This is a genomic window from Bacillus sp. EB106-04-04-XG123 (assembly GCF_058791855.1).
Window position 1 is genome coordinate 1 of the sequence record NZ_JBYTDZ010000002.1, and the last position, 12273, is coordinate 12273.

Genomic DNA, 12273 nt, shown 5'->3' on the forward strand with positions numbered 1-12273 from the left:
CTCCCTTCTGTCCGCTCGACTTGCATGTATTAGGCACGCCGCCAGCGTTCGTCCTGAGCCAGGATCAAACTCTCCGAGGTATGCAGGATGCATATCACACATGCGTTGCTACTACACGATGTAGTGAACTTAGCATGTGATCATTTCCTGCCTCGTCAGCGTTTGACTGACTACCTATGAAGTATCATAGGATTTTTTTATAAAAACTCGAATTAACAGGTACGTTTTGTCTTGTTTAGTTTTCAAAGATCATCTCCGCCGTCTCTCAGAGGCGACTTTATTAATATAACATTCTATCAAGATAAAGTCAACAACTTTTTTCTTAATGTTATTTATCAACCGCGCTGTTTCAGCGGCGAATACAAATATAACACCTTTTGAAAGAAGAAACAAGTATTTTTTCTAAATAATTTATTTTTCCTTATCTCTTCCTATATATCGATACAAATGCTGCTCATCTCGGGAATTGTCTATTGTTGATCCTGCAGGTCTTTAGTATATTTATATTAGATTGAAACTAAATAACCGCAGGGGGAGCTTTGTGCTGAGAGTGAACATTCGTTGTTCTGACCCTTTGAACCTGTCAGTTAATACTGAAGTAGGAATGTGGAATCACTTGGATACATATGGTGTATTCAAATCGATATGTTTTTCTATGAATAACATACTCATCCTTACACGGTCTCTCCTTGCTCAATTCATGAAAAAGGAGATTTTTTTATGCAGCAATCAAATCAATTGGTACGACTGATGGAAATCGCGATTATGACTTCACTTGCACTTGTATTAGATTACTTATCAGGTCTCTTTTTAAGAATGCCGAATGGCGGATCTCTTGCTCTGATTATGATTCCCGTTATTCTCATGTCTATTAGATGGGGGATATCTACCGGATTTATCATCGGTGTGTTAATCGCAGGTCTTCAGCTGATGAATAGCCCGATCATCGCTACACCTGTTCAAGGATTCCTCGATTACTTCGTTGCATCTGTTGTTATTTCTTTAAGCGGCTTGTTTTCTGGATTGATCAAAAAAGCCATTCAGGATCAAAAGCGAAAGCAGCAATTTTTCTATATTACCTTAGCTGTTTTTGTTGCTAGTTTCTTCAGGCTGCTGACGTTCTTTATTTCTGGCGTCGTTTTCTTTTCTCAATATGCACCGAAAGGAACACCAGGATGGGTCTACTCTTTAATTTATAACAGCACATATATGGTTCCTTCATTTATTATTTGCAGTATTGTTCTTTGTATACTCATTCCAAGTGCATCCCGTTTGGTTTTTCCTCATCAAAAATAACCGGCTGATGACAGCTGGTTATTTTTTTATGCATAATTTGCTGCTCTATGGAATCTATTAATAATAGAAGATTTCATGCTGGAGGTACGACAATGAGCCCTTACTCCATTATGCTTTGCTGTTATATTCTCAGTCTGGCTTATTTCTTGGCAGGTTTCTATGAAGCTTTAAAAATAGCAGGTGTGAAAGGAAAAGTAGAAGCTTCACCGTTTATTTCTTACATGTTGCTTGCTGTACTTTTCACTTTTTTCTCTCATTATTACTGGAAGCTGACGATTTAATTCGTTTTACATGGTTATTCAATCTAGACAACTCCCATCCATACCCTATTTCATTATGGTTCTCGCCAGCCAGCTCGAACTGGCTGGTAACGACAAAACTAGGTTGAAGTTTTTGATAAAATTGTTTCGCCGAATTTTGTTCAAACACCCATAGCAGCATATTCTGATAACCCTTTTCTATTAAATATTCCACTCCTTTTTCCATTAGAGCAATACCCGCCCCTGATTTCTGTTTCTGTTGGAATAAATAGATGGCATATAGCTCTCCATCATATGTAGAATAGCGTTCGTCACGTTGTTTTCCGAAAGTGGCAAAACCAAATACGCCATCCTCATCTTCTGCGACAAACGTGCCTTCAAGCGATCTTTTTCTCCAGCTCTCTTCCCGATCTTCAATGGTTAAACCATCTAAATACTCCTGCGAAATAATCCCTTGATAGGTAGTCTGCCAGCTTTTCACATGAATCTCGGCGATTTTTGGAATATCTTGATGTACAGCATGTCTCACCTTCATCCGCTCCACTCCTTTTAGCTTTTTCCACCTTATCTTCATTATGATAAATTTCTATTACATAGAATTCAATGACTAGCGTTTTGTCAGCACATCTTTCAATGGTTAAACCTTCTTCTATAAAAAAGTGACACCTTCTGGTGGAAGGTGTCATTTGATTTTATTGTTCTATTTGATGATCAGCTTTTTCGATTTTTCTTGGTTGTTTGATTTCATTTGTTAGTTCTTGAATGCTTTGCTTCACATTGCCTTTGCCAGAAAAATTCTCAATAATTTCTTTCACATCAATTCCAGAGGATGCTTTCAGACTCTCTTGAAGACTAGACATGAGATTTGTGGCATAGCCTGTAACTTTATTGGCACCGCTGCCTTCACCGTTACCGCCTGTATCCACAACAGTAATTTTATCAATGTTAGAAAGTGGTGCAGATACTTGCTTCGCATATTCAGGAAGCATCTTGACAATCATATCAAGGATCGCTGCCTGACCATACTGTTCGAATGCTTCCGCAATTTTCTCTTTCGCTTCGGCTTCTGCAAGTCCTTTTAGTCTAATGACGTCTGCTTCTGTTTCCCCTTTCGCACGATCCGCTTCCGCTTTGGCAAGCCCGTCTATACGAACTTTCTCAGCTTCTGCTTTGGCCATTGCTTCAATGCTATATTTCTTCGCATCTGCTTCTGCGAGACGTTTCGCTTTTTCTGCCGCAGCCGACTGCTCAACAGCATAACGGTCCGCATCTGCTTTCTTTTTCACTTCAGAATCGTATTGACGTTCACGACGCTGAATCTCTTTTTCTTCTAATTCAATTTGTTTCTGACGCTCAATGATTTTGACTTGCATTTCTTGTTCAGTTACGTGCTGGCGGTTACGAGCGGTTTCTAAATCGTACGCTTGGTCAGCACTTGCTTTCGCTGTATCCTGTTCACGTCTGAATTCTGCTCTTTTCAGTTCATTAATCTTTTCTGCTTCAGCGATTTCAGTAGCACGCTCAAGCTCAGATTTCTTCGCATCTTTATCTGCTTCGGCACGTTTGATCCGTGTTTCTTTATCTGCTTCAGCTGTTGCAATATCTGCATCGCGTTTTACTTGGGCAATTCTTGGTTTACCTAGAGATTCTAAGTAGCCATTTTTATCACGAACATCTTTGATCGTAAACGAGACAATGACTAGACCCATTTTCGCTAAATCTTGAGAAGCAACGCGTTGTACTTCTTGTGAAAATTTTTCTCTGTTTTTATAAATCTCTTCAACTGTCATTGACCCTAAGATGGAACGGAGGTGACCTTCTAATACTTCTCTCGCTTCGTTTTCACGATCTTCTTTTGTTTTACCTAAAAATTGCTCTGCAGCAGTAGCAATTTCTTCAATCGATCCACCAATTTTTATGATGGCCGTTCCATCCGCCATGACCGGTACACCTTGTTCGGTATAGACTTCAGGGGTTGAAACATCTAGCTTGCTAGATAGTAAGCTGAGCGGCTCTGCTTGTTGAAAGACTGGAAGAACAAAGGTACCGCCGCCTCTTACAATCTTAATCTTGTTTCCACCTTCGTCCACGTGGACATTTTTACTTCCTAGATAACTTCCTGTCACGATTAATGCTTCATCTGGACCTGCTGTCCGATATTTAGAAACAAATACACCAATAAGTGCAATAAGAATGACAAGCACAATTCCAATGATCACTAAAATAGTTGTTCCTGGCATAGCATTCCCTCCTAGATTTCTTCATTTGGTATAACAGATAAGACGCCTTTGTTCACTTCGACAACTAGCACACGGGTTCCATATGGAATCTCCTCTTGGTCGAAGCTGACAGCTGGCTTTGAGATTTTCCCGCTGTTACTGATTAACAGCACTTCTCCAAACCCGTCTTTTGGAACAGATACAATGATCTCCCCAGTTCTTCCTTTTAAATCGGCCTCCGTATAAGAGAGAGATTCTTCAGCAGAGGAAAGCGGGACTAATACAAATACATTCAAACAGGTCACAAGGATCACTGCGAGGATGGCAGATAATAGTGCGCCAAGTCCACTTCCTACAATTGCTGTTTTTTCAGAGATAAACCCTCCAGCCGAGAAAAAGGTAAGAAATGCGAGGATCAATGTTGGTTGAAGGAATGGAACAGGGATCGCTTCAAACCATCCATCAAATACATCGCCGAAAAAGACGAAAACAAGTGTCAGGATTCCTGATATCATCAATATGTATAAATACAGCGTCTGAAGAGGCAGCCCAAACACATCCATCTTCCTCACCCTTTCTTCATGAAATGAACATCTGTTGTTTCATTTAGATCATACTCACCTCCAATGTATTCCTTGTAACAGGTAATACGAACCACTTTTGTAAAGGTTTCATATTTCATCACAATTCTTCAAAGGGATTTTCGGATAGCTCAAGAATGATTGTCATGTACCCTTATGTTAAAATTTGATCTTGAGGTGATGAAGAAAATGAGTTTATTACATGAAGCAAGACAAGAATTGTGGCACGAGCTGCAAGGTTTGAGCGAAGAACAATTGAACCAAAAATTATCTGATGATACTTGGAGTATTCAAGAGGTAGCAGATCATTTAAAGAAAATGGACCTAGTTGCAGCAAAACATCTAGCTGCTGAGGGGAAAAAAGCACCGATCAAAGAATATGAACCAAAGCCGGTGGAAATGGCAGAGGATCGTTCGAAAAAAGCCACTGCGCCTAGTATTGTTGCGCCTGAGCACAAGCATGTGACACCTACACATTTAAAGGATGAGCTCGATACAGCTCGTGAGCAGCTCAATCAAATTTTATCAACATTTACTGAGGAAGATTTCAAACGCGTCATTGCACACCCTGTGTTTAAAGAGCTATCCCTTAAGCAATATCTTGATTTTATCGGCGCACATGAAAAACGCCATATTCATCAAATCAAAGAAATTAAAGAACAACTATAAAACATAAAAAGGACTCCCTTTAGGGAGCCTTTTTTCATTGTTACACTGTTTTAGGTGTTAACTCAAAGCAGCGCGCATAAATCCATTTGTACGCTTTTTCGTTTAGATCTCTTGGGTTTCCAACTGTTTGCGGATCTTTCATCGCTTCTTTAGATAAACGGTCAATCATATCTTTTGATACACCTTGTTCTTCTAATGAAGGAATTTCTAAATCTTCTACTAAATCATACATCCAGTTCACGGCTGCTTTGGCTGCTTCCTCTGTTGTCATTCTGCTTGTATCAACCCCAAACGCTTGCGCAATTCGTGCGAATTTTTCCGGATACCCTTTCCAGTTATATTCCATCACTGGTCCCATCATCGCTGCAACACACTGACCGTGTGCGACAGGAATAATGCCTCCGAGTGTTTGGCTCATCGCATGTGCAGCGCCAGCTGATTCACTTCCATAAGAAAGCCCGGCAAGCATCGCAGCTTGTGCCATTCCATATCTGGCTTCCAAGTCCTCACCATCAGCAAAGGCACGGCGAATATAATGAGCTGCATATTCAATGGCCATGAGTGCTACCGCATCTGTAATCGGCTGAGCAAATTTCATCGTATAGCATTCAATCGCGTGAGCAAGCGCGTCAATTCCAGTCATTGCTGTCACATGAGGCGGCATGGATACATGAAGCTCTGGGTCAATCACTGTAAGATGAGCTGCAATAAGAGGACCACCTGTATTGAATTTGAATTCTCTTTCTTCATCAGTAATGACTGCCCATTGCGTCACTTCTGAACCTGTACCAGCTGTTGTCGGAATAGTGGTTAAAGGCGGGATTCTGTTTTCAAGCGGTTTTTTCCCCTCTGCCGCTTCGTAATTAAGAACTGAGCCTTCATGAGTCGCCTCTACTCCAATTGCCTTGGCTGTATCCATTGAGCTGCCGCCACCTACTGCGACTAATCCATTACAGCCTTCTTTTTCATATAAAGCAGATCCTTCGTTCACTAGACGGACTGGCGGATTTGGCTCTACTTTATTAAATAGAACAACATCAATTTGCGCTTCTTTTAATGAAGCAATTACGGGGTCCACCACGCCCGCTTGATAAATGCCGGGGTCTGTTACAAGCAATACCTTTGAAACGCCGTATGCTTTTACTTCTTCCCCGACATGTTTCACTGCACCAATGCCGTGTTTGATGACAGTCGGAATTTCAAATGTATGGAATTTCTGCATGCTTTCAATTTTCATATTTAGTGTCATATAGAATCTCCTCCAAATGCGTAATTTTTATTTAAACCAATGAACTGCTTCAGGTTTTGTATTTCGATATAAATGCTTCAGCTCGGTATATTCCTCAAGTCCCGTGCGTCCTAATTCACGCCCAATGCCTGATTGCTTATAGCCACCCCAAGGTGCTTGAGCAAAATAAGGATGGAAATCATTGATCCAAGCCGTGCCTAATCTTAATTGCCGAGCCACTCTTTCGGCTTTGCTGATATCAGAAGACCACACAGCTCCTGCTAATCCATAAATCGTATCATTTGCCAGCTTGATGACTTCTTCCTCTGTACGGAAGGATTCGACTGTCAGGACAGGTCCAAAGACTTCTTCCTGCACAATCCGCATATCTGACGTGCAGCCTGAGAAAATGGTCGGCAAGTAGAAGAACCCATTTTGCAGCTCCTCTGCATCAGGTCTTTTTCCACCTGTCTCTAACCTAGCGCCTTCTTCTAAACCGATGCTGACGTATTTTTCTACTTTTTCTCGATGCTCAGCTGAGATGAGCGGCCCGCTCTGGGTGTCTTCATCAAAGCCGTTGCCTAGCTTGATTTTTTTCGTACGCTTCACCAGTTCTTCTAAAAATTCATCATGAATGGATTCTTCCACCAGCAAACGTGCCCCCGCTGAACACACTTGCCCTGCATGGAAAAACACAGCATTCATTGCCTGGTCAACCGCTACGTCTAAATCAGCATCTTGAAACACAATATTTGGATTCTTTCCGCCAAGCTCAAGGGCTATTTTTTTCACATTACCGCTGGCTCCCTGCATAATTTTCTTACCTGTTTCAATACCGCCTGTAAATGAAATCAGATCTACTTGATCATTCACAGCAAGCTCATCTCCAACTGTTGCCCCAGGTCCAAGCACTAGATTTGCAACGCCTGCCGGAACGCCCGCTTCTTCCATGAGTTTAAATACTTTTATCGTGGTGAGTGGTGTGATTTCACTTGGCTTTAGAACGATTGTATTTCCCGCCGCAAGAGCCGGAGCGATTTTCCAGCTTGCTTGAAGCAATGGATAGTTCCAAGGAGTGATTTGTCCGCATACACCGACAGGCTCTCTGATTAATTCACTTTTCGAGTTTGGAATTGGCGATGCAATGATTTCCCCGCCATCTTTATCAGCCAATCCTGCGTAATATTGGAACACGTTCGCAATATCATCCATATCTGCCTTGCTTTCCTCTAAAGTTTTGCCTGTATCAAGTGATTCCAATGTGGCTAGTTCATCAAGATCACGTCTAATCAATTCAGCTATCTTAAACACAATATTTCCTCTTTCAAGTCCAGGCATGTTTGCCCATTCCCCTTGATCGAAGGCTTTTCTCGCTGCTTTAATGGCTAGCTGCGCGTCATTTCTAGATCCTTCGCTGACTGTCGCGATCACTTCTTGATTGAACGGATTGATGATATCCCGCGTGTCGGTACTTTTAGCGCCAACCCATTGTCCGTCTATAAATAGTGTTTGACTCATAGAAGGAACCTCCTCTGATTCTCTTTGGTAAGTTTGTTAAATAAAAATTTAACGTTTTGAACATAATTAACTTATCATGTTCAAATTTTTCTGTCAAAGGGGAGATATGCTTCATTTATTTTGACTTTTTGTATTCTTTCGTTAACATATAGTCCATAAAGATTTTTTTGAACGGATTGAATTCTCTTAATAGAAAGCAGGGACAAAATGAAAAAGCAGGAACAACAGCCGCAAGCAGAAGATCGTATTTTAGCTGCTAAAGATCTAGTCATTGATTCCATAGCTGAAACGATGGATCTCTATGGTATTACGCGAAGTGCAGGTATTCTATATGGGACGATGTATTTAAATGAGGAAATGACACTGGATGAAATGCGTGAAGAGCTGCAAATGAGTAAGCCGAGTATGAGTACGGGTGTGAAAAAGCTGCAAGACATGAATATTGTCAAAAAAACGTTTCACCGAGGCCGAAGAAAACACAGTTTTGTTGCGGAAAAAGACTTTTTTAAGTTTTTCACGAACTTCTTTCCTCAAAAATGGGAACGTGAGGTCGAGGTCAATTTAGCAGCAATTGAAGAAGCGCAGGAGCGGCTTCAAGAGGTGGCGCATGATGATCAGCTGGAGGAACATGTAAGAGTGGAAGCGCAGCAGCTCATTGAGCAGCTTGAAAGCTCAAAAGCCTATTATGACTGGTTGAGACGATTAGCCCATTCTGTTCATTCTGGCGAAATCTTTGACTATATTCCAATTGAGCAGAAGGAAAAATAGGCGATGTGTTTACGTTTTACAGCTTGAATTTCACAGGAGGATTGATTATAATAAATTATGTCGTCATACCTCGGGGCATTAGCTCAGCTGGGAGAGCGCTACGCTGGCAGCGTAGAGGTCAGCGGTTCGATCCCGCTATGCTCCATACGAAAAACCATTCTTGAGAAATCAAGGATGGTTTTTTTATGTACATATCTCTTATGCTTGTTCTTTGTTTTTTCGTATTCTTAATCAATTTATGATGCGGTATGTAATCACAGAAAGATAAGTTAGGATGAGAATGATTGTATAGGACACAGGAAAATCGCTCGTCATTCCGTGATAAATGAAATAGATGAGTAACGCTGACAGCATGATGATTTGGAACAGTTCTTTTTTCATTTTTCTCTCCTCTCATGATAGTGATTTGGTTGATTATATCACACATGATGTCATTTTTTGTTAGCTATCAGCAAGGAAGCATTTCCTCACTTGCTGATAGCACTTTTTATAGATCGTCACTTCTTCAGCAATTGTTCGATTTTGTTCTTCGTCTTCGGTCCGTAAATTCCGTCTGCCGCTAAGCCGTTCATGAGCTGAAACCGCTTGACTGCATTCGCTGTTTTCGGTCCATAATAACCGTCAATCCCGTTGTTTTTTGCCCCTTTGTCTGGGTAAAAATAGAGGGATGATAAGGCTTTTTGCACAGCAGTGACTTGAGGGCCTTTTGTTAAGGGCTTGGTTACTTTTAAAATGCCAGATGGCAGGTTTGACGATTTCTGTTTGGAAACGGGTGCTTTGTGGCTCAAGCTTTCTGCCTGAACTGGTTTTCTTGTGCTTTTGCTGCCGGTATGCGCTGTGGCTATGCCAGCTTTAAACTGATCCCATCGTCCGAGAAGTTTCCTTGGACACTCTTTCCCGCTCCAATGTTTATGAGGCACTACATTTGATAAAGGAATCCCCAAATCTCCTATCAGCTTGCGAATGAGCCATTGGGCATTTTCGACTGCTTGTTCAAAGTTACCGTCTGCATTTTCACAAATTTCAATTCCAATTGACTTCATATTGCCGGTGCCTCTGCCATCCCCTGCGTGCCAGCCGTTTTCGTTTAACGGTAAATGCTGATAAATCACCTGATCATCTACAGTGTAATGCCAGCTGACACCGGTACTTGAACGTGCAACAAACGCTGCATGACTGGCCGCATTAGCACCTTTTGCACTGTTTGACGTATTATGCACCGTAATATAGAGCGGCTTCATCGTGTTTCCTGGTCTGTTGCGATGTTGTTTTGGGATCAATGCTTGAATGATTTTCACCATGTCGTTTCTCCTTCAAGTATTATTTTGTTAGCCCTCTTTGTTTCAGAGCATCTTTTTGTAATTGGCCTTTGTAGGTCACATAATTGTTTTTAAACCAAGCGATAACGGCTGTGACCATAGTAAAAATCGTAGAACCTGCCACATAAAGTGCTTCACCTGCGGTTTGTACTTGCTCCTCACTAATCGGCAGCACCGTCTGTCCAAACATGACAAGCGTTTGATTGATCAGAGCAATAAAAAGAAGCACTGTGCGAATCACAGTGCCTTTGTCGAATGTTTTCATGATCTTTCCTCCTATTTTAAATTTCGTTCTATTTTGTCGAGTTTGTCGATCACGACGTCATACTTTTCACTAAACTTGGCTAACACTTCATTTTGTGCCTCGATTTGTGCATTGAGCTTATTTTCTCGTTCCTTCGTTGTGTTGAGAACATAAAACAGAATCCAGCAAAAGAGAACGGCAAATGGGCCTTGTGTCATTAAGTTTTGTACGACATCTACTTCCATTGGAATCACCTTCTTTCCGGCAAAAAAATAAAGCCATTAGGCTTCGTATTTGTCTCCTGTTATCTCTTGATAGTCTTCTGCCGAGATCCAGCCGATGCTTACATAAAATGCAATGTCCTCTGGGCCGTAACACTGCCAATCCCAAAATTGTTTGATATCTGCTACAGTTGGAAACATCATTCTGATTCAGCTCCTTTAAAAATAGCAAATAGCTGCGTTAATTGTTTTGATAATAAAGCGTTTTGTTTCTTTAAAAGTTCTATATCACTTGGCGGGAGTGGGGCTGGTTTTAGGCTATCTATATACTCCTGTGTCGCTGATTCATACCATTGTTGTTTTTCTACATCAAATGCAGCTTTATAAAAAGAAGGATTATTGGGTGGTGCAATTGTTGTACATTGATCTGGAATGATATAATTTCCTGCATCATCCCTCTCAAACACTTCTATAGGTCTGACCAATTCATATTGATGATTGTATTCATAGACTTGTATCATACTATCACTTCCTTAATTTAATGGGACGACCGTGTCTAAATAGTAGCCAGTTACCGCACTTTCATTCGCTGCGAGTAAACCAGTTAGCTTTAGCTCTCCTGTATTATATATAAGTAATTTACTATGACCGGTTGTACCTGATACGGGAACTGACACCACAAGACCTTTCTCTGGTAAACCTTCGGCTGGAATCCGTCCACAGATGATTTCTCTATTTGCTTTTAGATGACCTCTAAGCAACAACAAATTTCCCCATTTCACATATTCAACCGGTCTATCCCCTATAGATGAACTTTTGTCTAAGGTAACACTAAGCCACGTGACATTTTCAAACTCAGCATTTGTCACTAGCTGTTTCCAGCCCCTGAAGATTCCATCTGTATGAGTAGTTCCATACCAATGGCTGTTATCATAGCTTCGACTCACATGAAATGTTTTGCGGTTATTTCCCGTTTCTAAAATATCTACATTAAACCAAGAAGCATCGGTCGTTGATGGCATATTTACTGCATTCGTTCCAGAGACATAATAAAAACCAGAGGGCAGAGTGAGTATATCTGTACCAGTAGATATCAGCATTCTATTTCCATTTGCTCTCAATAATGGGTGCTCGTTCAACCTCTTCCAGCCGCTCCATTCTTGCTGAGTACCGGTAACATCTGTCGTCGATCGATTGATGTATACATCGCCTGTATTATTCGTCCCAATGATCCAGCCATAGGTATTTTCACTAAAGACTGATAAAGCCCTCATAGAACTTTTTGTAGGCAGATCGGGGTGTGCTTCATGAATATACCAAGAATGCACGCCCGGTAATTTGATAAGTTTATCTAAAATACTAGGATCGTTTGCATTAATTCTTTCATAAGCTTTTCCATCGTCAGCAGTGATTTTAGATAGTTGTCCTGCGTCCCATTTGTTTTTTTCATTTTGTGACGGCAATTGGAGCCAGTTAATTCCGACGTCATTCACATGATAGGAAAAACAAAATGCATTGCCTGATGTGTCAATCGCGATTCCTACGCCAATATTATTTTGACCTACAAGCTGAAAGCCTCTTAATGCAGCATTACCTATAGCAGGAGAATCGACTACTCCAGAACCTCCCGGAGCATAGAACGAGCAGGCACCTAACGATTTAATCCCGTTATAAATGCTGCCACCAGCAGGGATATTCACCAACTGGGCCCCATTATCATTTGTCATTTTATATAACTGAGATTGATTCCATTTCTGCTTTTCTGTTACAGATGCATGAGATGCAGCATCATTTTTGTGTTGATTGATTTCATCCAATAGTCCAACATCATTTTCAAGAATAACCTTGATCATGTCATTAAACAGATCTGCATGGGCTTTGTCACTGACTTTAAAAGAGCGAGGTGTCTTTATTTCCATGATCATTCTCCTTTTATATTTCAGCTATAAA

At 41.0% G+C, this 12273-nt stretch carries 15 protein-coding genes, 1 tRNA gene, 1 rRNA gene and 1 riboswitch; of the genes, 4 read left to right on the plus strand and 13 right to left on the minus strand.

The annotated features are described in order from the left end of the window. Positions 1–80: ribosomal RNA gene (locus AC3WTB_RS05370) — 16S ribosomal RNA — on the minus strand; the annotation flags it as partial. Positions 81–520: 440 nt separating this feature from the next. Continuing rightward, positions 521–622: riboswitch (TPP riboswitch) on the plus strand. A 98-nt stretch (positions 623–720) separates the two neighbouring features. Between AC3WTB_RS05370 and thiT the strand changes: the two genes are divergently transcribed. Next, entirely contained in the window at positions 721–1296 is a 576-nt protein-coding gene (gene thiT, locus AC3WTB_RS05375; protein WP_039180928.1) for an energy-coupled thiamine transporter ThiT, read from the plus strand. Between the two features lie 240 nt (positions 1297–1536). Here the strand turns inward: thiT and AC3WTB_RS05380 are convergent, their stop codons facing one another. The 3 genes from AC3WTB_RS05380 to AC3WTB_RS05390 all read right to left on the minus strand — a co-directional run bounded on the left by AC3WTB_RS05380 (position 1537) and on the right by AC3WTB_RS05390 (position 4338). Then, positions 1537–2091: a GNAT family N-acetyltransferase gene (locus AC3WTB_RS05380; RefSeq protein WP_047204081.1), complete on the minus strand. Its 555-nt coding sequence runs from the start codon at positions 2089–2091 to the stop codon at positions 1537–1539. 157 nt (positions 2092–2248) lie between these two features. Then, positions 2249–3796 carry a flotillin lipid rafts scaffold protein FloT gene (gene floT / locus AC3WTB_RS05385; protein WP_492333441.1) on the minus strand — a complete coding sequence of 516 codons (1548 nt, stop codon included), beginning with the start codon at positions 3794–3796 and terminating at the stop codon, positions 2249–2251. A gap of 11 nt (positions 3797–3807) precedes the next feature. Then, positions 3808–4338, minus strand: a complete 531-nt coding sequence (locus AC3WTB_RS05390) for an NfeD family membrane protein (protein ID WP_047204079.1) — start codon at positions 4336–4338, stop codon at positions 3808–3810. 207 nt (positions 4339–4545) lie between these two features. Here AC3WTB_RS05390 and AC3WTB_RS05395 point away from each other — a divergent pair, with 207 nt between their 5' ends. Further along, entirely contained in the window at positions 4546–5025 is a 480-nt protein-coding gene (locus tag AC3WTB_RS05395) for a DinB family protein (protein ID WP_180272435.1), read from the plus strand. A 40-nt stretch (positions 5026–5065) separates the two neighbouring features. Here the strand turns inward: AC3WTB_RS05395 and gbsB are convergent, their stop codons facing one another. Together gbsB and betB are read right to left on the minus strand one after the other, a co-directional pair. Next, on the minus strand, positions 5066–6274 hold the full coding sequence (gbsB, locus tag AC3WTB_RS05400; RefSeq protein ID WP_492333442.1) for a choline dehydrogenase: 1209 nt from the start codon (positions 6272–6274) through the stop codon (positions 5066–5068). A 27-nt stretch (positions 6275–6301) separates the two neighbouring features. Next, positions 6302–7771, minus strand: coding sequence for a betaine-aldehyde dehydrogenase (betB, locus tag AC3WTB_RS05405; RefSeq protein WP_492333443.1), 1470 nt, complete (start codon positions 7769–7771; stop codon positions 6302–6304). 207 nt (positions 7772–7978) lie between these two features. Between betB and gbsR the strand changes: the two genes are divergently transcribed. Then, positions 7979–8539 carry a transcriptional regulator GbsR gene (gbsR, locus tag AC3WTB_RS05410; protein WP_064498135.1) on the plus strand — a complete coding sequence of 187 codons (561 nt, stop codon included), beginning with the start codon at positions 7979–7981 and terminating at the stop codon, positions 8537–8539. Positions 8540–8611: 72 nt separating this feature from the next. Beyond that, positions 8612–8684, plus strand: a tRNA-Ala gene (locus AC3WTB_RS05415). A gap of 86 nt (positions 8685–8770) precedes the next feature. Here the strand turns inward: AC3WTB_RS05415 and AC3WTB_RS05420 are convergent. From AC3WTB_RS05420 to AC3WTB_RS05450, 7 genes are all read right to left on the minus strand, one after another. After that, positions 8771–8920 carry a hypothetical protein gene (locus AC3WTB_RS05420; RefSeq protein ID WP_185847156.1) on the minus strand — a complete coding sequence of 50 codons (150 nt, stop codon included), beginning with the start codon at positions 8918–8920 and terminating at the stop codon, positions 8771–8773. Positions 8921–9036: 116 nt separating this feature from the next. Beyond that, positions 9037–9840, minus strand: a complete 804-nt coding sequence (locus AC3WTB_RS05425) for a peptidoglycan recognition protein family protein (RefSeq protein ID WP_047204001.1) — start codon at positions 9838–9840, stop codon at positions 9037–9039. A 19-nt stretch (positions 9841–9859) separates the two neighbouring features. Further along, a complete protein-coding gene (locus tag AC3WTB_RS05430) occupies positions 9860–10123 on the minus strand; it encodes a phage holin (RefSeq protein ID WP_019743388.1) in 264 nt (87 codons plus the stop codon). A gap of 11 nt (positions 10124–10134) precedes the next feature. Beyond that, positions 10135–10347 (minus strand): BhlA/UviB family holin-like peptide, encoded by a 213-nt coding sequence (locus AC3WTB_RS05435; RefSeq protein ID WP_012011023.1) that lies wholly within the window; start codon positions 10345–10347, stop codon positions 10135–10137. 36 nt (positions 10348–10383) lie between these two features. After that, on the minus strand, positions 10384–10527 hold the full coding sequence (locus AC3WTB_RS05440) for an XkdX family protein (RefSeq protein ID WP_180272434.1): 144 nt from the start codon (positions 10525–10527) through the stop codon (positions 10384–10386). Then, positions 10524–10844 (minus strand): YomQ N-terminal domain-containing protein, encoded by a 321-nt coding sequence (locus tag AC3WTB_RS05445; RefSeq protein WP_075611817.1) that lies wholly within the window; start codon positions 10842–10844, stop codon positions 10524–10526. Before AC3WTB_RS05445 ends, AC3WTB_RS05440 begins: the two co-directional genes overlap by 4 nt. Positions 10845–10856: 12 nt before the next feature. Next, positions 10857–12242 (minus strand): XkdV family phage structural protein, encoded by a 1386-nt coding sequence (locus tag AC3WTB_RS05450; protein WP_492333444.1) that lies wholly within the window; start codon positions 12240–12242, stop codon positions 10857–10859. Positions 12243–12273 lie beyond the last annotated feature (31 nt).

Bases quoted from the DNA above. Each gene is read 5' to 3' on its own strand.
- thiT (WP_039180928.1), top strand. From the start codon at position 721: ATGCAGCAATCAAATCAATTGGTACGACTGATGGAAATCGCGATTATG.
- AC3WTB_RS05380 (WP_047204081.1), bottom strand. From the start codon at position 2,091: ATGAAGGTGAGACATGCTGTACATCAAGATATTCCAAAAATCGCCGAG.
- floT (WP_492333441.1), bottom strand. From the start codon at position 3,796: ATGCCAGGAACAACTATTTTAGTGATCATTGGAATTGTGCTTGTCATT.
- AC3WTB_RS05390 (WP_047204079.1), bottom strand. From the start codon at position 4,338: ATGGATGTGTTTGGGCTGCCTCTTCAGACGCTGTATTTATACATATTG.
- AC3WTB_RS05395 (WP_180272435.1), top strand. From the start codon at position 4,546: ATGAGTTTATTACATGAAGCAAGACAAGAATTGTGGCACGAGCTGCAA.
- gbsB (WP_492333442.1), bottom strand. From the start codon at position 6,274: ATGACACTAAATATGAAAATTGAAAGCATGCAGAAATTCCATACATTT.
- betB (WP_492333443.1), bottom strand. From the start codon at position 7,771: ATGAGTCAAACACTATTTATAGACGGACAATGGGTTGGCGCTAAAAGT.
- gbsR (WP_064498135.1), top strand. From the start codon at position 7,979: ATGAAAAAGCAGGAACAACAGCCGCAAGCAGAAGATCGTATTTTAGCT.
- AC3WTB_RS05420 (WP_185847156.1), bottom strand. From the start codon at position 8,920: ATGAAAAAAGAACTGTTCCAAATCATCATGCTGTCAGCGTTACTCATC.
- AC3WTB_RS05425 (WP_047204001.1), bottom strand. From the start codon at position 9,840: ATGGTGAAAATCATTCAAGCATTGATCCCAAAACAACATCGCAACAGA.
- AC3WTB_RS05430 (WP_019743388.1), bottom strand. From the start codon at position 10,123: ATGAAAACATTCGACAAAGGCACTGTGATTCGCACAGTGCTTCTTTTT.
- AC3WTB_RS05435 (WP_012011023.1), bottom strand. From the start codon at position 10,347: ATGGAAGTAGATGTCGTACAAAACTTAATGACACAAGGCCCATTTGCC.
- AC3WTB_RS05440 (WP_180272434.1), bottom strand. From the start codon at position 10,527: ATGATGTTTCCAACTGTAGCAGATATCAAACAATTTTGGGATTGGCAG.
- AC3WTB_RS05445 (WP_075611817.1), bottom strand. From the start codon at position 10,844: ATGATACAAGTCTATGAATACAATCATCAATATGAATTGGTCAGACCT.
- AC3WTB_RS05450 (WP_492333444.1), bottom strand. From the start codon at position 12,242: ATGGAAATAAAGACACCTCGCTCTTTTAAAGTCAGTGACAAAGCCCAT.